The following is a 17,732-nucleotide window of genomic DNA, read 5'->3' as shown; positions in this document are numbered from 1 at the left end:
AGCGACCATCCCGCGGACGCTCAGACCTGCGCTGTGTGCCGAGCCGCAACAGAACCTTCGCCGGATCGCAAAGTCAGGAGTCGTGGCGCTGCCGCTGGTTCGTGTACTTGCGAACGGCGAAGTCGTAGGCCTCCGTCAGGAGTGGGCCGATCTCGCCCAACGTGGCTTCGGACGGATTCAGCACACAGACCCAGTACTGCGGCGCGTACACCGGATGCGGCATCACCGTGTCGATCGCCGCGTAGTCCCACTCGGCAGCGGCATCGCCGAACAAAGAGGTGTAGGTGGTCTTGGTCAGGCCGACGTTGAGCCGGTAGACCCCCGGGCGATCCAGTTGGGAGTCCTTGTCGTAGCTGTCCGAGGTGACGATGGTGAGGAAAGGCATCTGCCGTTGCGGGGGCAGGTCGCGGTCCGGGTCGTAGATGAAGAAGCTGTCGCCGTTCGCCACCAGCACGTTGACACCGGGAAACGTGGCCGCCAGTCGCCGGCCGATCTCGAGATCATCCATGCCTTCAAGTGTGTCATTGAAGCACCCATTGAGACTTTTGCCGGAACCAGCCCTGGCCCGGACGGGCTTGTCGGTACGGCGAACTAGGGTGTTCAGGTGGCTGATCCTTCCTCCTACCGACCGGCTCCGGGGTCCATACCCGATTCGCCCGGGGTGTACCGCTTCAGCGACGCCGGCGGCCGGGTGATCTACGTCGGCAAGGCGAAGAACCTGCGCGCCCGGCTGTCGTCGTACTTCCAGGATCTGGTCAATCTGCACCCGCGGACCCAGACGATGGTCACCACCGCGGCCAAGGTCGACTGGACCGTGGTGGCCAACGAGGTCGAGTCGCTGCAACTGGAGTACTCCTGGATCAAGGAGTACGACCCGCGCTTCAACGTGAAGTACCGCGACGACAAGTCGTACCCGTGGCTGGCGATCACCCTCAACGAGGAGTACCCGCGGGTGATGGTCGGCCGCGGCCCGAAGAAGAAGGGCGTCCGGTACTTCGGCCCGTACAGCCACGCCTGGGCGATCCGCGAGACCGTCGACCTGCTGCTCCGGGTGTTCCCGATGCGGTCGTGCAGCAAGGGGGTGTTCAACCGGCACCGCCAGATCGGCCGTCCCTGCCTGCTCGGCTACATCGGCAAGTGCGCCGCGCCCTGCACCGGCCAGGTCAGCCAGGAGGAGCACCTCAAGATCGTCGAGGACTTCTCCGCGTTCCTGTCCGGCCAGACCTCGACGTACGTGCGCCGGCTGGAGAAGGAGATGCGGGCGGCCGCCGCCGAGCTCGAGTACGAGAAGGCCGCCAAGATCCGCGACGACCTGAGTGCGCTGGACAAGGCCCTGGCGAAGAACGCGGTGGTTCTCGGCGACGGCACCGACACCGACGTGATCGCGTTGTCGGAGGACCCGCTGGAGGTCGCGGTCCAGATCTTTTATGTGCGCGGCGGCCGGATCCGCGGTCAGCGCGGCTGGATCGCCGACAAGGCGGACGGCGACGCGACCACGGCCGACCTGGTCGAGCGGTTCATCCAGCAGACCTACGCCGGTGAGACCTCCGATGCCATCCCGCGGGAGATCCTGGTGCCGAGGCTGCCCGCGGGGGAGGCGGCGCTGATCGAGTGGCTGTCGGAGCTGCGTGGTTCGCGGGTCGCGATCCGGGTCCCGCAGCGCGGCGACAAGAAGGACCTGATGGCGACCGTCGAGCGCAACGCGCTGCAGACGCTGACAATGCACAAGACCAAGCGGGCCAGCGATCTGACCACCCGCAACCTCGCGCTGGAGGAGATCCAGGCCGCGCTCGACCTGCCCGAGGCGCCGTTGCGGATGGAGTGCTACGACGTCTCGAACCTGCAGGGCACCGAGGTGGTCGCCTCGATGGTGGTCTTCGAGGACGGCCTGCCGCGCAAGAGCGAGTACCGGCGGTTCGTGATCAAGGGCGTCGACGGGCAGAACGACGTCGCCTCGATCGCGGAGGTGCTGACCCGGCGGTTCAAGCGGATGCTGGAGGACCGCGCCGACATCCCCGCGGGCGAGGACCCGACGGCGTACCTGGTCGATCCGGAGACCGGCCGGGCGAAGAAGTTCGCCTACACGCCGGGGCTGGTCGTGGTCGACGGTGGTCCGCCCCAGGTCGCCGCGGCCCGGCAGGCGATGGACGAGCTCGGCCTGGGCGACATCCCGGTCGTCGGTCTGGCCAAGCGGCTGGAGGAGGTCTGGCTTCCCGACGACGAGGACCCGGTCATCTTCTCCCGTACTTCGGAAGGCCTGTACCTGCTGCAGCGCCTTCGCGACGAGGCCCACCGGTTCGCGATCACGCACCACCGCAACCGCCGGTCCAAGTCGATGGTGGAGAGCGTGCTCGACGAGGTCCCGGGCCTCGGCGACGTACGGCGCAAGACGCTGCTGAAGCATTTCGGCTCGCTGAAGAAGCTGCGCCAGGCGTCGATCGACCAGGTGGCCGAGCTGCCCGGTTTCGGCCGCCGGACAGCGGAGTCCGTCGTCCTGGCGGTGAACTCCGCGGCAACGCAGGCCGACACGGGTCGGGCGCCGTCGGTCAACACCGCGACCGGCGAGATACTGGACGATGACGTGCCGGAGCTTTCCGGCGCGCCCGACGGGGATCGAACGGGGAGAACAGAGAACTGATGGACGAGTCGAGCGGCAACCTCATCATCGTGTCGGGCATGTCCGGCGCGGGACGGAGCTCGGTCGCGGACGTGCTGGAGGATCTCGGCTGGTTCGTGGTCGACAACCTGCCGCCGATGTTCCTGACCACGATCGTGGAGCAGGTGGTCGGCACCGGGGCGTCGCCGCGGCTGGCGATCGTGGTGGACGTGCGGACCGGGATGTTCTTCGACGAGCTCGGCGCCGCGATCCAGGATCTGCGGACAAAGGGCTACCGGCCGGTGACGCTGTTCCTGGAGGCCTCGGACGACGTCATCGTCCGGCGCCAGGAGAGCGTCCGCCGGCCGCACCCGCTGCAGGGCGAGGGCCGGCTGCTGACCGGGATCCAGCGCGAGCGGGAGCTGCTCGGCGACATCCGGGCCGGCGCCGACATGGTGATCGACACCTCGAACCTGAACATCCACCAGCTCGCCGCGAAGATCGTGAACGGCTTCGGTGACGAGGAGAACGCCGAGCTGCGGGCGACCGTGGTGTCGTTCGGTTTCAAGTACGGCATCCCGGTGGACGCCGACGTGGTGGCCGACATGCGGTTCGTGCCGAACCCGTACTGGCAGCCCGATCTGCGCCCGATGACCGGGCAGGACAAACCTGTGTCAGACTTCGTGCTCGGTCATCTGCTGGCCCAGCAGTTCCTGCAGAACTACGTGGACGTGCTGGACACCCTGCGGACCGGTTATCTGAACGAGGGCAAGCGGTTCGTCACGGTCGCGATCGGCTGCACCGGTGGGAAGCACCGGAGCGTCGCGATGGCCGAGGAGATCGCCAAACGGCTGCGGGCGAAGGGGTCACCGACGTTGGTAGTGCACCGGGATCTGGGGCGGGAGTGACGAGACCTCCACGAGTCGTCGCACTGGGCGGCGGGCACGGCCTGGCCGCCTCGCTGTCCGCGCTGCGCCAGGTGACGGACCAGCTGACCGCTGTCGTCACGGTCGCTGACAACGGAGGTTCTTCGGGCCGGCTGCGGCAAGAGCTCGGGGTGCTGCCGCCGGGCGATCTGCGGATGGCGCTGGCCGCGTTGTGCCGCGACGACGAGTGGGGCCGCACCTGGGCCGACGTACTGCAGCATCGGTTCCGCAGCGACGGCGAACTGCACGACCACGCGGTCGGCAACCTGCTGATCGTGGCGCTGTGGGAGCTGCTCGGAGAGGCCGTCGACGGACTCGACTGGGTGGCCAGACTCCTTGGTGCGCAAGGGCGCGTGCTGCCGATGTCGGCGGTCCCGCTGGACATCACCGCGCGGGTGCTCGGGCTGGATCCGGCGCATCCCGAGGCGATCACCGAGATCCGCGGCCAGGCCGAGGTGGCGACCACCGAAGGGCATGTGGTGGACGTCGCGCTCGACCCGGCCGATCCGCCGGCCTGCCCGGAGGCGCTGGTGGCGATCGCCGAGGCCGACTGGGTGGTGGTCGGCCCGGGCTCGTGGTTCACCTCGGTGATCCCGAACCTGCTGGTCCCCGCCTTGTCGCGCGGCCTGCAGGAGACGAGCGCCCGGCGCCTGCTGACGCTGAACCTGGGGGAGCAGAAGGGCGAGACGGACGGGTTCTCCCCGGAGACGCACCTCGAGGTACTGGCCGCGCACGCGCCGGATCTGCGGATCGACGTGGTCCTCGCCGACGAGGGGCACGTGCCGGACCCGGCGTCGTTACGCCGTACCGCGGACGCGCTCGGCGCCCACCTGGTGATCGCCGACATCGCCGACGACACCCGGCACCTCCACCACGACCCTGGCAAACTGGCCAAGATCTACCGCGAGATCTTCGAGTAGCGCCGCGGACCTTCGAGAGCTCAGTCGACGAGCCTCTTCTGGTCGAACACGAGTTTGCCCCCGCCCGTAACACGGGACCTCGCCGGGCAGTTGGACCGGTGGTGGGGCGAGGGTCTTTGACAGCAGTGGGAGGATTCCCTACATGGCGATGACAGCACAGGTGAAGTCCGAGCTGACCAGCATCCAGGTCACGAAACCCTGTTGCCGCAAGGCCGAGGTGTCCTCCGTACTGCGCTTCGCGGGCGGCCTGCATCTCGTCTCCGGCCGGATCGTGGTGGAGGCCGAGTTGGACAGCGGCGCCGCCGCCCGCCGGCTGCGCAAGGACATCGCCGAGATCTTCGGGCACCCGTCGGACGTGGTGGTGATCTCTCCGTCCGGTATCCGAAAGCAGACCAAGTACGTCGTGCGCGTGGTCCGCGACGGTGACGCCCTGGCGCGGCAGACGGGCCTCGTGGACAACCGCGGCCGCCCGGTCCGCGGTCTGCCCCCGGCGGTCGTCTCCGGCGCCTCCTGCGACGCCGTGGCGGCCTGGCGTGGCGCGTTCCTGGCGCACGGCTCGCTGACCGAGCCCGGCCGGTCCTCGTCGCTCGAGGTGACCTGCCCCGGCCCGGAGGCCGCGCTGGCCCTGGTCGGTGCCGCCCGGCGGCTCGGGATCGGCTCGAAGGCCCGCGAAGTCCGCAATGTGGACCGCGTGGTCATCCGTGACGGCGACGCGATCGGCGCCCTGCTGACCCGGCTCGGCGCGCACGAGTCGGTGCTGGCCTGGGAGGAGCGGCGGATGCGTCGCGAGGTCCGCGCCACCGCGAACCGGCTGGCCAACTTCGACGACGCGAACCTGCGCCGGTCGGCCCGGGCGGCCGTCGCGGCCGGCGCGCGGGTCGAGCGGGCGCTGGAGATTCTCGGCGACGACGTCCCGGATCACCTGCAGGTGGCGGGAAAACTGCGGCTGGAGCACAAGCAGGCCAGCCTCGAGGAGCTCGGCCAGTTGCACGAGCCGGCCCTCACCAAGGACGCGGTCGCGGGCCGGATCCGGCGGCTGCTGGCGATGGCGGACAAGCGTGCCGCCGACCTGAACATCCCGAACACCGAGGCCAACCTCACGCCTGACATGCTGGACCCGGCCTGAGGCATACCAGCAGGTAGTGACGCCGACTCACTGGTCATAAGTGGATGTAACCAGTGGATCGAGTGGGCTGTTGGGCTAGTGTTTCGGGCGTAGCGGCAGTGCTCGAAAGCTAGTTCTGAGGAGACGTAGTCCCGTGACCGTACGCGTAGGTATCAACGGCTTCGGCCGGATCGGCCGTAACTTCTTCCGCGCCGTGCAGGCGTCCGGTGCCGACATCGAGGTCGTCGCCGTCAATGACTTGACCGACAACCAGACCCTGGCCCACCTGCTGAAGTACGACTCGATCCTGGGCCGTTTCCCCGGCGACGTGTCCGCCACCGACACCGACATCAGCGTCGGTGGCCACACCTTCAAGGCGTTCGCCGAGCGTGACCCCGCGAACCTGAAGTGGTCTGATGTGGGCGCGGACATCGTGATCGAGTCCACCGGCTTCTTCACCGACGCCACCAAGGCCAAGACGCACGCCGACAACGGCGCCAAGAAGGTCATCATCTCCGCCCCGGCGAAGAACGAGGACCTGACCGTGGTGATGGGCGTCAACCACGAGCTGTACGACGCCGACCAGCACACGGTCATCTCGAACGCGTCCTGCACCACGAACTGCCTGGCGCCGATGGCCAAGGCCATCCACGACGAGTTCGTCATCCAGCAGGGCCTGATGACCACCATCCACGCCTACACCCAGGACCAGAACCTGCAGGACGGCCCGCACCCGGACCTGCGTCGCGCCCGCGCCGCGGCCCTGAACATCGTGCCGACCTCGACCGGTGCCGCCAAGGCGATCGGCCTGGTCCTGCCGGAGCTGAAGGGCAAGCTGGACGGCTACGCGCTGCGCGTCCCGGTGCCGACCGGTTCCGCCACCGACCTGACCATCACCGTCGGCCGGGAGACCTCGGTCGAAGAGGTCAACGCCGCCGTCAAGGCCGCTGCCGGGGGTGCGCTCAAGGGCTACCTGAAGTACACCGAGGACCCGATCGTGTCGACCGACATCGTCACCGACCCGGCCTCCTGCATCTTCGACGCCGGCCTGACCAAGGTGCTCGGCAACCAGGTGAAGGTCGTCGGCTGGTACGACAACGAGTGGGGCTACTCCAACCGCCTCGTCGACCTGGTCAACTACGTCGGCGCCTCGCTCTGACGTTCATCCTTTCCACAGCTTGCGTCCGACGGCGGCCCTGGTGGTCTCCTTCGGGCGCAAGCGTCGTTCGACAGAGGATTGCTGAACTGTGAAGACGATCGAAGACCTCGGTGACGTGGCCGGCCTGCGGGTGCTGGTGCGCTCCGACCTGAACGTGCCGATCGACGGCGAGAAGATCGGCGACGACGGCCGGATCAAGGCCAGCGTGCCGACCCTGGTGAAACTGGCGAAGGCCGGCGCGAAGGTGATCGTGACCGCGCACCTCGGCCGTCCCAAGGGCAAGCCGAACCAGGAGTTCACTCTCGCCCCGGTGGCCAAGCGGCTCGGTGAGCTGCTGCAGGACGAGGGCATCAAGGTGCACTTCGCCACCGACGTGACCGGCGACTCCGCCCAGGAGGCCGTCCAGGAGCTCGACGAGGGCGAGGTGCTGCTGCTCGAGAACGTGCGGTTCGACCCGCGCGAGGAGAGCAAGGACGAGGCCGAGCGGGAGGCCCTGGCCGAGGAACTGGCCGGGCTGGCCGACGTGTTCGTCAGCGACGGCTTCGGCGTGGTCCACCGCAAGCAGGCCAGCGTGTACGACGTGGCCGGCAAACTCCCGCACGCCGCGGGTGGCCTGGTGCTGGCGGAGGTCGAGGTCCTGAAGAAGCTCACGGAGAGCCCCGACCGCCCGTACGTCGTCGTACTGGGTGGCGCGAAGGTATCCGACAAGCTCGCGGTGATCGACAACCTGCTCGCCAAGGCCGACAAGCTGCTGATCGGTGGCGGCATGGTCTTCACCTTCCTCAAGGCCCAGGGCCACGAGGTCGGCAAGAGCCTGCTCGAGGACGACCAGCTCGACGTGGTCAAGGGATACCTGGAGACCGCCAAGGCCAAGGGTGTCGAGATCGTGCTGCCGACCGACATCGTGGTCGCGCCCGAGTTCAAGGCCGACGCCCCCGCCACCGTGGTCGCGGCCGACGCGATCCCGGCCGACCAGCTGGGCCTGGACATCGGCCCCGACTCCGGCAAGGCCTTCGCCGCCGAGATCGCGGCGGCCAAGACGGTCTTCTGGAACGGTCCGATGGGCGTCTTCGAGATGGAGGCGTTCGCGGGTGGAACCAAGGCCGTCGCGCAGGCGTTGACCGAGGTGGACGGACTCAGTGTGGTCGGCGGTGGTGACTCGGCGGCCGCGGTACGGCAGCTCGGCTTCGCCGACGACCAGTTCGGCCACATCTCGACCGGCGGCGGTGCGTCGCTGGAATACCTGGAGGGCAAAGAGCTCCCCGGTCTCGCTGTGCTGGAAGAGGACTGACTACCTATGGGTGAGAACGCTGCCCGCACGCCTTTGATGGCGGGCAACTGGAAGATGAACGTCAACCACGTCGAGGCCGTGCACCTGCTGCAGAAGCTGAGCTGGACGCTGCAGGACAAGAAGCACGACTTCGAGCGGGTCGAGGTGGCGGTGCTGCCGCCGTTCACCGACATCCGCAGCGTGCAGACGCTCGTCGACGGCGACCGGATGAAGATCGTCTACGGCGCGCAGGACATCTCCGTGCACGACGACGGCGCCTACACCGGCGAGATCTCCGCCGCGATGCTGACCAAGCTCGGCTGCAGCTACGTGCTGGCCGGCCACTCGGAGCGCCGGCAGTACCACGGCGAGGACGACGCGACGGTGAACGCGAAGGCCACCAAGGCGCTGGCGGCCGGGATCACCCCGATCGTCTGCGTCGGCGAGGGCCTCGAGGTCCGCAAGGCCGGCGAGCAGGTCGAGTACACGCTGGCCCAGCTGGACGGCGCGCTCGCCGGGCTCAAGCCGGACGACGTCCGCAAGGTCGTGATCGCGTACGAGCCGGTCTGGGCGATCGGTACCGGCGAGGTCGCCACCCCGGAGGACGCGCAGGAGGTCTGCGCCGCGATCCGGGGCCGGCTGGAGGAGACGGTTTCACCCGCAGTGGCCGACTCGGTACGGATTCTTTACGGGGGGTCGGTGAAGATGAGCAGCGCAGGTGGCATCATGGCCCAGCCGGATGTCGACGGCTGCCTGGTGGGTGGAGCAAGCCTCAAGGTGGACGAGTTCGCCGGTATCTGCCGTTACCTGGACCTTCAGTTAGGCTACTCCTCGTGATTCTCGCTTTCTCGATCGTCGTCATCATCTGCAGCCTGATCCTCACGGCGCTCGTGCTGCTGCACAAAGGCCGCGGTGGCGGTCTGTCGGACCTGTTCGGTGGCGGGGTTTCGTCCAGCCTGGGCGGGTCCTCGGTGGCCGAGCGGAACCTGGACCGGATCACCATCGCCGTCGGTCTGATCTGGTTCTGTGCCATCGTCGCGCTCGGCCTGCTGTACAAGCTCGGCTGAGAGGGGAGTAGCTCCCGTGGCTGGTGGTGGTAGTGCCATTCGTGGCAGCCGGGTCGGTGCCGGACCGATGGGCGAGGCGGAGCGCGGCGACACCGCGCCCCGGCAGCGCATCGTGTTCTTCTGTGCCAACGGGCACGAGACCGCGACGGTGTTCGCCGTCGAGGCGGCCATCCCGGAGGCGTGGGACTGTCCGAGGTGCGGTCTACCGACCAGCACCGACGTCAACAACCCCCCGCCGCCCCCGAAGATCGAGCCGTACAAGACCCACCTGGCCTACGTGAAGGAACGTCGCAGCGAGCAAGAGGCCGCGGAGATCCTGGACGAGGCCCTCCAGAAGCTCCGTGACCGCCGAGCCCGCGGCGAGATCATCTTCTGAGTACTCCGGACGGCCCGGACTGATCCCACGATCGGTCCGGGCCGTTCCGCATGAGCCGATGCCTACTCCCGGTGATCGACCAGGTCTGCTCCGGGTGCGTGGTTGTGCCGGTCGGCGGAGCGTCCCATACTCGGTTCACCGCCGCAGGCGGTGGGGGAACAGGTTTCCAACGGGGATGGGGGGCTTTGTCATGCAGGCAGGAAAACTGGTGAGAGCCGCGATGATGACCGCGATGGTCGGTGCGAGTCTGGTGGCCGCGCCGCAGGTCGCGACGGCGGCCGAGCCGTCGAGCGCGGTCGTCGTCAGTCCGCTCACGATCCGGCCAGGGGAGACGTTCACCGTCACCCAGACGGTTCACAACAGCCAGGCGTTCACGATCACCGGCGGCAAGGCGGGGCTGTACGGCAAGGAGCTTTCACTGCCGACGATCGTCGAACTGGTGTCCTGCCCGGGCGCGTTCGCGTGTGATGTGCTCGGCACCAGCGTCAGGGGTGGGGTCGGCGAGGTGGCCGGCGGGGAGTCCCGGACCGTGGTCTTCACCTTCAGGCTCAAGGACGATGCTCCGGTGGGACAGTTCACGCTGCAGCATCAGTTCATCGGCGAGAACTACGCCTTCGAGATCCTGGATGGACCGGTGATCACGATCGCACCGCCGCTGCCGGCCGCGACCGACCTCGCGGTGTCACTGAACGCCACGGCACGTGGTCTGCTCACGTCGCGGATCACCTACACGATCACCGTACGGAACGACGGGCCGGCTGATGCCACCGGCGTACGGTTGACCGGAGCCTATCCAGCCGGTCTGGTGTTCGCGTCGTCATCCGGCTGCACTCGGGTGGCTGGAACCAGGACGGTGACGTGCGACGTCCCGGCGTTGGCCACTGGCGCCACAGCCACCAGATCGTTCTCAGCCGATGCCGCGCTGCTTTCGCTGGGGTCGCTGGTAGCCACGGCCGAGCGCACGCAGAGTACGCCGGACGACTCGAACCCGGCCAACGACCGGGCAACCCGCACCTGCACCGCATTGACGGGCCTGCTCGTCAGGTGCTGACACGGCCCCACCCGTCCGCCGGCTGAGAGACTTCAGCCGGCGGACGGGGAGCCGTGCTCACGCCTGCGTGGGTTGGCGGGCGAAGAGGGCGTTCAGTTCGCCCTGGGGGATCTGGTTTGCTGCGAAGGTGATGGTGCCCTGAGTGGCGAGTTCGGCGGCGCTCGAGCGGATGAAGGCGAGGGCGGCGCGGGCGATGCTGCCGCCGAGGCTGATGCGGGTGACGCCGGCGGCCAAGACGTCGTGCGTGGTGAGCGTTGAGGTGCCGAGGCCGAGGACGACGTTGAGCGGACCGTCGATCTCCTTGACCAGTGTGGCGATGGTGGCGAGGTCGTTGACGCCGGGCACGTAGAGGCAGTCGGCGCCGGCTTCGGAGTACCGGTTGGCGCGGTCGATGGAGTCCGCCAGCGAGGTGGGGGAACTCAGCAGTTGTCCGTCGGTCCGTGCGGTCAGGACGAAATCGGGTCCGGCCGCCTCGCGGGCTGCGACGATCCGCTCCACCGACAGGGCTTCGTCGTACAGGTTGCGGCCGTCGAAGTCCTCGATGTTGCCGCCGGCGAGACCCGCCTCGAGCGCCATCCGGATGGTCGTCGCGACCTCCTCCGGGCGTTCGCCGTACCCGTCCTCCAGGTCGCCGTTGACGGGCACCTGGCTGGCCTCGGTGATCTGCTGGACCCGCTCGAACATCGTCTCCCGGGAGACCGACGGAGCGCCGTCCGGGAGCGTGTGGTCGCCCTTGGCCAGCGAGAACGCGATCCCGGCACTGGTCGTCGCGATCGCCGGGAACCCGGCCTCCGCCAGGATCACCGCGCTGCCGGCATCCCAGGCGTTCGGCATCACGAAGGATCCGGCGTGCAGTTCGCGAAAGGACGTCATCCCCTCATCTTGTCAGCCCAAGGGGTGGGCCGAGCCGCAGACGACGAAACTCGGTCTCCACCCCGGCTGGCGTTGCTTCCTGACCTGGCAGCAGGTCAGATGTGATTGATCTCCTGCGCGGCGGCCTCGTCGACCAGCCAGAGCGTCCGGTCGAGGCCCTTCGGCGCAGAAGCGGGGAGGTCAGCGGCGCCCGAGAGGGCCAGGCCGACTGCCTTCGCCTTGTCCTCGCCGGAGACGACGAACCACACCTCGTGGGCGCGGTTCAGCATCGGGAACGTCAGCGAGATGCGCGTCGGCGGCGGTTTGGGAGCGCCGTGGACCGCGATCGCCGGTCGATCCTCTACCTGCAGGCCCTCGTGCTCGGGGAACAGCGACGCCACATGACCGTCCGGCCCGACACCCAGCATCAGTACGTCGAACGTCGGCAGGTCGTCACCGGAGCCCGCCGCGGCCGCCAGGGTCGCGGCGTAGGCTTCGGCGGCTGCCTCCGGGCCCTGACCTGAGTCGGCGGGCATCGGGTGGACCCGATCCGGATCGACGTCGACTCGGGACAGCAGCGCGTCCCGGGCCTGGGTCTCGTTGCGCTCCGGATCACCGTCAGGGAGGAAGCGCTCGTCTCCCCACCAGAACTCGACCCGGCGCCAGTCGATCGCACTCCGGGCCGGGGACTCCGCGACGGCCCGGTAGACCACCGCCGCGACGCGGCCGCCGGTCAGTACGACCTGCGCGACCCCGCCGCTGCTCTGGACATCCACCAACTTGGTGATGAACCTGGCCGCGACGGCGTGGGCCAAGCCCTCGGCGTCGCGGTTCACCAGGATCGAGGGCGAACTCATGACCGCCCAGCCACCCTCTTGCTCGTGCCCTTCTTCGCCGTAACCCGCTTCGAAGCCGTCGACTTCTTGGCTGTCGTCGACCCGCCGGCCCTCGACCCCGCAGCCGTTGTCTTCTTCTTGGCTGCCGACTTCTTCGCCGTGGTCTTGGCCGGCGCGGCCTTCTTCGCGGCACGGTTCTTCCCGGCCGCCTTGGCCTCGAGCTCCGGCGACGCCGCCTTGCCCGCGACCGCCGCAGTACGGGCTGCTGCCTTCTCGGCGGCCTTCTGGGCCGAGCGACGGTCGACAGTACTGACCGTCTTGGCCTCGGCCGGCATCGTCTCCCGCTCGACCATGCACGCCAGCGTCTGCGCGTACACGTCGTCCGGGTCCAGCCGCCGCAGCTCCTCGCTCAGCAGTTCGGACGTGTTCCGCCGCTTCAACGCCACCGGCCGGTCAGGCTGACCCGGGATGCTGAACGTCGCCACAGCCCCATCCGGCCGAGTCAGTGCGATCGGACCAGCCGGAGTGAACATCCGTACTGCGGTGATGCCCGGCCCACGCGAGTTCTTCTGCTCCACCGGTACTCCGAGCCGGCACTGCAGCCACGCTGCCATCAGGTCTGCACTCGCGTTGCCCTTGGCCGAGACGACCTCCGCCCCGGTGACCTGCGTCGGGTACTGGTCCAGCGCGGCGGCCATCAGCGCCCGCCACGGGGTCAACCGGGCCCACGCGAAGTCCGTGTCGCCCGGCGCGTAGCCCTCGGCCCGCGCGGTGAAGTCCACCTGGGCGCGACGGGTCGCGGCCGCGTCGGTGACGCGACGGCGTCCCAGTGCGCCCAGTGGATCCTGGTGCGGCACCTTCGGCCCGCCACCCGGCCACCAGACGATGACGGGGGAGTCCGGCAGCAAGAGCGGGGTGATGACCGACTCGGGCACCTTGGCGAGATCGCCGTGCAGCCGAAGCAGCACCGCCTCGCCGGGGATGCCTTCGCCGACCCGGACCTCGGCGTCGAGGCCACCCGCGCCGCGGCCGGGCCGCAGGATCGCCACGAGCACCCGCGACGGGTGCTCGCGGCCGGCCTCGTTCGCGGCCTTCATCGCGTCGTGGTGGGACGACTCGTCGACGACGACCACGATCGTGCCGACCATGCCCATCGCGGGCGACCCGGCGTTGCGCCGGGCCCGGAGCAGCGCGGAGGCGATCTCGCTCGACGTCGTGTCGGTGAGGTCGATGATCATGGCCGCCTCCAGGCGCGTCCGTCGCGGGCGAGCATCTGGTGGGCGGAGTCCGGACCCCAGGCCCCGGAGGCGTACTGCTCCGGCAGACCGTTCTCGGCCCAGTAGTTGATCACCGGGTCGAGGATCTTCCAGCCGAGCTCCACCTCGGTGTGCTGCGGGAACAGCGGCGGATCGCCGAGCAGCACGTCCAGGATCAACCGCTCGTAGGCCTCCGGCGACGACTCGGTGAAGGAGCCGCCGTACGCGAAGTCCATGTTCACGTCCCGGATCTCCATCATCGTGCCGGGCACCTTGGCGCCGAACCGCATCGTGATGCCCTCGTCCGGCTGGATCCGCATCACCAGGGCGTTCTGGCCCAGTTCCTCGGTCTCCGTGGCCGTGAACGGCAGGTGCGGCGCGCGCTTGAACATCACCGCCACCTCGGTGACGCGACGGCCGAGCCGCTTGCCGGTGCGCAGGTAGAACGGGACCCCGGCCCAGCGCCGGGTGTCCACGTCCACGCGCAGCGCCGCGAACGTCTCCGTCGCCGACGACGCGGGGATGCCGTCCTCCTGCAGGTAACCCTTGACCTTGGTGCCGCCGGCCCAGCCCGCGGCGTACTGGCCGCGGGCGGTGTGCAGGTCGAGGCGGTCCGGCAGCTTGACGGCCGCCAGCACCTTCTTCTTCTCCTGGCGCAGCGACCACGCGTCGAAGCTGACCGGCTCCTCCATCGCGATCAGCGCGAGCAGTTGGAGCAGGTGGTTCTGGATCACGTCACGCGCGGCGCCGATGCCGTCGTAGTACCCGGCGCGGCCGCCGATGCCGATGTCCTCGGCCATGGTGATCTGCACGTGGTCGACGTAGTGGCTGTTCCAGACCGGCTCGAACATGGCGTTGGCGAACCGCAGCGCCAGCATGTTCTGGACGGTCTCCTTGCCCAGGTAGTGGTCGATCCGGAAGACCGCCTCGGGCGGAAAGACCGACTCGACGACGTGGTTCAGCTCGCGAGCGCTCTTCAGGTCGTGACCGAACGGCTTCTCGATCACCACCCGCCGCCAGGATCCCGGCCGCTCCTCGGTCAGGCCGTGCTCGGACAACTGCTGCACGACCTGCGGGAACAGCCCCGGCGGGATGGACAGGTAGAACGCGTGGTTCCCGCCCGTACCGCGGTTGACGTCCAGTTCGTCCACGGTCTCGCGCAGCCGCTTGAACGCCTCGTCGTCGGTGAGATCGCCCGGCACGAACCGGAACCCCTCGGCCAGTTGCTGCCAGACCTCCTCGCGGAACGGCGTCCGGGCATGCTCCTTGACCGAGTCGTGCACGATCTGGGCGAAGTCCTGGTTGCTGAAGTCGCGCCGGGCGAAGCCGACCAGCGCGAAACCGGGCGGCAACAGGCCCCGGTTCGCCAGGTCGTACACGGCCGGCATCAGCTTCTTGCGGGCCAGGTCTCCGGTGACACCGAAGATCACCAGGCTGCAGGGCCCGGCGATCCGGGGGAGCCGACGGTCCTGGGGATCCCTGAGCGGGTTCACCGGGCCGGCCGACTCCTCATCGAGCTCTGCGGTCATGGCGTCTCCTGGCCTGGACTGAGGAGGCGTGGCAACGACGGAGTCATGCGCCGCCTGCCTCCGATTTGTCGTGTGCGTCGAGTAGGGAGATCAGCTGGTGTACGCCGGCCTCGGGGTCCGTCAGGTGCAGCCGCAGGACCGGCCGGCCGCGCTCCGCCAGTACTCCGGCGTCGCCCGCGGCCTGGGCCGAGATCAGCGTGCCGAAGGTGAACGGGCGATCCGGGATCTCGACGTCGGTCGATTCCGAGCTGGTGATCTGCAGGAACACGCCCTGCGGGTGGCCGCCCTTGTGGTACTGGCCGGTGGAGTGCAGGAACCGCGGACCCCAGCCGAAGGTGACCGGGCGACCGGTGCGGGTGGCCAGTGCCGGCCGGATGGCGACGAGGTTCTCGTCGCGCTCGGAGTCCAGGTACGCCATGACGGCCAGGTAGCCGTCGTCGGCGAGCTGGCCCAGCAGTGCGTCGAGCGCGCCCTTGGCCGTGTCGACGCCGTCGAGCAGGCCCTCGGTGGCGCGAACCTCCACGGCCCCATCGGTGAAGGCCGCGGCCTCCGGCTTCGGCTGTGCGTCCAGCAGACCGCGTGCGGCCTGCTTGGCGCTCTCCACGTCCGGCTGGTCGAACGGGTTGATCCCCAGCAGGTAGCCGGCCACAGCAGTGGCCATCTCCCACAGCAGGAGCTGCCCGCCCAGCGAGCCAGTGGTGACGACTGTCGGCGTCCCGGAGGCGACGCTTGCCGCACTCGTGTCGGCAGCAAGCAGAGCGTGGACGAGGTCGCCCGCGCCGCTTTGCAGCTCCGGAGCGTGGATGCCCTTCACTGCTACCGGGAGGACGCCGGTGCCGTTCTTCCCCGTGCTCTCCGCGATCAGCTGCTCGGCCCAGTCGGGAAATCCGACGATGGACGAACCGCCTGCGGCGATGATCGCCTTGTCGCGACCTGGGCTGCCGGCCAGGACGGCGGCGAGGACGAGAGCGGGGTTGTCCGCGTCGTCCGCCTGGAGCAGCGGCGCGGCCTCAGCAGCCTGGTCGAGCAACTCGGCCACGTCCGCGCCGGCGAGTGCCGACGGCACCAGGCCGAAGGCCGTGAGGGCGCTGTAGCGGCCGCCCACGTTCGGATCGGCCAGGAAGGTCTTGCGATAGCCCTCGTCCTCGGCCAGCTTCTGGAACGGCGAGCCGGGGTCGGTGACGACGATGATCCGCGAGGCCGAGTCGATGCCGGCATCGTTGAAGGCCTTCACGAAGGCGCGCCGCTGGCTGTCGGTCTCGACCGTGCCACCGGACTTGCTGGACACCACGACGACCGTGCGCTGCAGGTCACCGGCCAGCGCCCGGGCGATCACGCTCGGGTTGGTGGAGTCCAGCACGACCAGCTCGACGCCGGCCGTGCGGGTGATGACCTCGGGCGCCAGCGATGAACCGCCCATGCCGCACAGCACGATCCGGTCCAGCCCCTCGGCGCGCAGGTCGGCCTGCAGCGCCTCGATCTCGGCCAGCAACGGCCGGGACGAGTCGTACAGGTCGACCCAGCTGAGCCGGATCGCGGATTCGGACTCGGCCTCCGGACCCCAGGTGGTGGCGTCCTTGGCCGCGATCCGGGAGGCGATCTTCTCGCTGACGAGCCGCTCGACGACCTGCTGCCAGCCTTCGCCGTACGCCTTGACGGTGAGCGACTCGGTCACTTGGCGGCCGCCTTCAGGGCCGAGGTGACGGTGTCCTGCAGCTCGGACCAGGAGGCGTCGAACTTGCTGACGCCCTCGTCCTCCAGCACCCGGACGACGTCGTCGTAGGAGATGCCCAGCGCCTCCAGGTCGGCGATCACCTTGCGGTCCGCGTCGTAGTCGCCGCGGACGGTGTCACCGCGTACCTCGCCGTGGTCCGCGACCGCGTCGATGGTTGCCTGCGGCATCGTGTTGACCACGCCGGCGGTGACCAGTTCCTCGACGTACATGGTGTCCTTGTACGCCGGGTCCTTGACGCCGGTCGACGCCCACAGCGGGCGCTGCGGCTTGGCGCCGGCGGTCTCGAGCTCGCGCCAGCGGTCGGAGCCGAAGATCTCCTCGTACGCCTCGAAGGCGAGCCGCGCGTTGGCGATCGCGGCCTTGCCCTTCAGCGCCTTGGCCTCGTCGGTGCCGATGGCATCGAGTCGCTTGTCGACCTCGCTGTCCACCCGGCTGACGAAGAAGGAGGCGACGCTGCCGAGCTTGGTCACGTCGTGACCGTTGTCGATCGCCTTCTCGACGCCGGTCAGGAACGCGTCGGCGACGGCCCGGTAGCGCTCCAGCGAGAAGATCAGCGTCACGTTCACGCTGATGCCGGCGGCAAGCGTCTCGGCGATCGCCGGGATGCCCTCCTTGGTGGCCGGGATCTTCACGAACACGTTCTCCCGGCCGACGGTCTCCCACAGCTCCTTCGCCTGGGCGATCGTCTTCTCGGTGTCGCGGGCCAGGCCCGGCTCGACCTCGATCGAGACCCGGCCGTCCACGCCGTCCGTGTCGTCGTAGACCGGCTTGAACAGGTCGGCGGCGTCGCGGACGTCGTCGGTGGTGATCTTGCGGATCGCCTCGTCGGTGCTCTTGCCGTCGGCCGCCAGCGCGGCCACCTGGTCGGCGTACGTACCGGCGTCGGAGATCGCCTTGGCGAAGATCGTCGGGTTGGTGGTCACGCCGCTGATGTGCTGCTCCTGGATCAGCGTCGCCAGGCTGCCGCTGGTCAGCCGCTGCCGGGACAGGTCGTCCAGCCAGATGGAGACGCCTGCGTCGGCGAGTTCTCTCAAACGATCAGTCATGTCCGAAG

The 17,732-nt window shown here is 69.0% G+C and carries 17 protein-coding genes; 10 read left to right on the top strand and 7 right to left on the bottom strand.

The annotated features are described in order from the left end of the window. Positions 1-73: 73 nt before the first annotated feature. A complete protein-coding gene (locus ABD255_RS13770; RefSeq protein WP_344213620.1) occupies positions 74-508 on the bottom strand; it encodes a DUF6194 family protein in 435 nt (144 codons plus the stop codon). A 96-nt stretch (positions 509-604) separates the two neighbouring features. Here ABD255_RS13770 and uvrC point away from each other — a divergent pair, with 96 nt between their 5' ends. From uvrC to ABD255_RS13720, 10 genes are all read left to right on the top strand, one after another. Continuing rightward, the gene (gene uvrC, locus ABD255_RS13765; protein ID WP_344213618.1) at positions 605-2,638 is read left to right on the top strand and encodes an excinuclease ABC subunit UvrC; all 2,034 of its coding nucleotides are present in this window, start codon (positions 605-607) and stop codon (positions 2,636-2,638) included. Next, complete coding sequence (gene rapZ / locus ABD255_RS13760; protein ID WP_344213616.1) at positions 2,638-3,504, top strand: RNase adapter RapZ; 867 nt, start codon at positions 2,638-2,640, stop codon at positions 3,502-3,504. Before uvrC ends, rapZ begins: the two co-directional genes overlap by 1 nt. Then, on the top strand, positions 3,501-4,442 hold the full coding sequence (locus ABD255_RS13755) for a gluconeogenesis factor YvcK family protein (RefSeq protein WP_344213614.1): 942 nt from the start codon (positions 3,501-3,503) through the stop codon (positions 4,440-4,442). The genes rapZ and ABD255_RS13755 overlap by 4 nt, the downstream gene beginning before the upstream one ends. Before the next feature lie 142 nt (positions 4,443-4,584). Continuing rightward, positions 4,585-5,568 carry a DNA-binding protein WhiA gene (gene whiA, locus ABD255_RS13750; RefSeq protein WP_132191256.1) on the top strand — a complete coding sequence of 328 codons (984 nt, stop codon included), beginning with the start codon at positions 4,585-4,587 and terminating at the stop codon, positions 5,566-5,568. A gap of 133 nt (positions 5,569-5,701) precedes the next feature. Next, a complete protein-coding gene (gap, locus tag ABD255_RS13745) occupies positions 5,702-6,706 on the top strand; it encodes a type I glyceraldehyde-3-phosphate dehydrogenase (RefSeq protein WP_344213611.1) in 1,005 nt (334 codons plus the stop codon). A gap of 88 nt (positions 6,707-6,794) precedes the next feature. After that, positions 6,795-7,997, top strand: a complete 1,203-nt coding sequence (locus ABD255_RS13740; protein WP_344213610.1) for a phosphoglycerate kinase — start codon at positions 6,795-6,797, stop codon at positions 7,995-7,997. A 6-nt stretch (positions 7,998-8,003) separates the two neighbouring features. Beyond that, on the top strand, positions 8,004-8,813 hold the full coding sequence (gene tpiA, locus ABD255_RS13735; RefSeq protein WP_344213608.1) for a triose-phosphate isomerase: 810 nt from the start codon (positions 8,004-8,006) through the stop codon (positions 8,811-8,813). Then, positions 8,810-9,043 (top strand): preprotein translocase subunit SecG, encoded by a 234-nt coding sequence (gene secG, locus ABD255_RS13730; protein WP_344213606.1) that lies wholly within the window; start codon positions 8,810-8,812, stop codon positions 9,041-9,043. Before tpiA ends, secG begins: the two co-directional genes overlap by 4 nt. A 16-nt stretch (positions 9,044-9,059) precedes the next feature. Further along, positions 9,060-9,419, top strand: a complete 360-nt coding sequence (locus tag ABD255_RS13725) for an RNA polymerase-binding protein RbpA (RefSeq protein WP_344213604.1) — start codon at positions 9,060-9,062, stop codon at positions 9,417-9,419. Between the two features lie 208 nt (positions 9,420-9,627). Then, entirely contained in the window at positions 9,628-10,470 is an 843-nt protein-coding gene (locus ABD255_RS13720; RefSeq protein ID WP_344213603.1) for a DUF11 domain-containing protein, read from the top strand. 57 nt (positions 10,471-10,527) lie between these two features. On the opposite strand, the gene ABD255_RS13715 is transcribed toward ABD255_RS13720, so the two are convergent. The 6 genes from ABD255_RS13715 to tal form a co-directional block, all read right to left on the bottom strand. After that, positions 10,528-11,343: an isocitrate lyase/PEP mutase family protein gene (locus ABD255_RS13715; protein ID WP_344213601.1), complete on the bottom strand. Its 816-nt coding sequence runs from the start codon at positions 11,341-11,343 to the stop codon at positions 10,528-10,530. Positions 11,344-11,438: 95 nt separating this feature from the next. Continuing rightward, positions 11,439-12,179, bottom strand: coding sequence for a 6-phosphogluconolactonase (gene pgl, locus ABD255_RS13710; protein WP_344213600.1), 741 nt, complete (start codon positions 12,177-12,179; stop codon positions 11,439-11,441). Continuing rightward, complete coding sequence (locus ABD255_RS13705) at positions 12,176-13,396, bottom strand: glucose-6-phosphate dehydrogenase assembly protein OpcA (protein WP_344213598.1); 1,221 nt, start codon at positions 13,394-13,396, stop codon at positions 12,176-12,178. The genes pgl and ABD255_RS13705 overlap by 4 nt, the downstream gene beginning before the upstream one ends. Beyond that, positions 13,393-14,943 carry a glucose-6-phosphate dehydrogenase gene (zwf, locus tag ABD255_RS13700; protein ID WP_344213596.1) on the bottom strand — a complete coding sequence of 517 codons (1,551 nt, stop codon included), beginning with the start codon at positions 14,941-14,943 and terminating at the stop codon, positions 13,393-13,395. The genes ABD255_RS13705 and zwf overlap by 4 nt, the downstream gene beginning before the upstream one ends. 43 nt (positions 14,944-14,986) lie before the next feature. Beyond that, entirely contained in the window at positions 14,987-16,618 is a 1,632-nt protein-coding gene (locus ABD255_RS13695; protein ID WP_344213594.1) for a glucose-6-phosphate isomerase, read from the bottom strand. After that, positions 16,615-17,724: a transaldolase gene (gene tal / locus ABD255_RS13690; protein WP_344213592.1), complete on the bottom strand. Its 1,110-nt coding sequence runs from the start codon at positions 17,722-17,724 to the stop codon at positions 16,615-16,617. Before tal ends, ABD255_RS13695 begins: the two co-directional genes overlap by 4 nt. Positions 17,725-17,732: the final 8 nt, after the last annotated feature.

This window comes from Kribbella sancticallisti (assembly GCF_039530625.1).
Lineage (GTDB): Bacteria > Actinomycetota > Actinomycetes > Propionibacteriales > Kribbellaceae > Kribbella > Kribbella sancticallisti.
This window is presented reverse-complemented; position numbering and strand designations above follow the sequence as displayed.

Excerpts from the sequence above, each read along its gene's own strand:
- pgl (WP_344213600.1), bottom strand. The coding sequence starts at position 12,179 with ATGAGTTCGCCCTCGATCCTGGTGAACCGCGACGCCGAGGGCTTGGCC.
- zwf (WP_344213596.1), bottom strand. The coding sequence starts at position 14,943 with ATGACCGCAGAGCTCGATGAGGAGTCGGCCGGCCCGGTGAACCCGCTC.
- ABD255_RS13715 (WP_344213601.1), bottom strand. The coding sequence starts at position 11,343 with ATGACGTCCTTTCGCGAACTGCACGCCGGATCCTTCGTGATGCCGAAC.
- whiA (WP_132191256.1), top strand. The coding sequence starts at position 4,585 with ATGGCGATGACAGCACAGGTGAAGTCCGAGCTGACCAGCATCCAGGTC.
- rapZ (WP_344213616.1), top strand. The coding sequence starts at position 2,638 with ATGGACGAGTCGAGCGGCAACCTCATCATCGTGTCGGGCATGTCCGGC.
- ABD255_RS13705 (WP_344213598.1), bottom strand. The coding sequence starts at position 13,396 with ATGATCATCGACCTCACCGACACGACGTCGAGCGAGATCGCCTCCGCG.
- tpiA (WP_344213608.1), top strand. The coding sequence starts at position 8,004 with ATGGGTGAGAACGCTGCCCGCACGCCTTTGATGGCGGGCAACTGGAAG.
- ABD255_RS13770 (WP_344213620.1), bottom strand. The coding sequence starts at position 508 with ATGGATGATCTCGAGATCGGCCGGCGACTGGCGGCCACGTTTCCCGGT.
- tal (WP_344213592.1), bottom strand. The coding sequence starts at position 17,724 with ATGACTGATCGTTTGAGAGAACTCGCCGACGCAGGCGTCTCCATCTGG.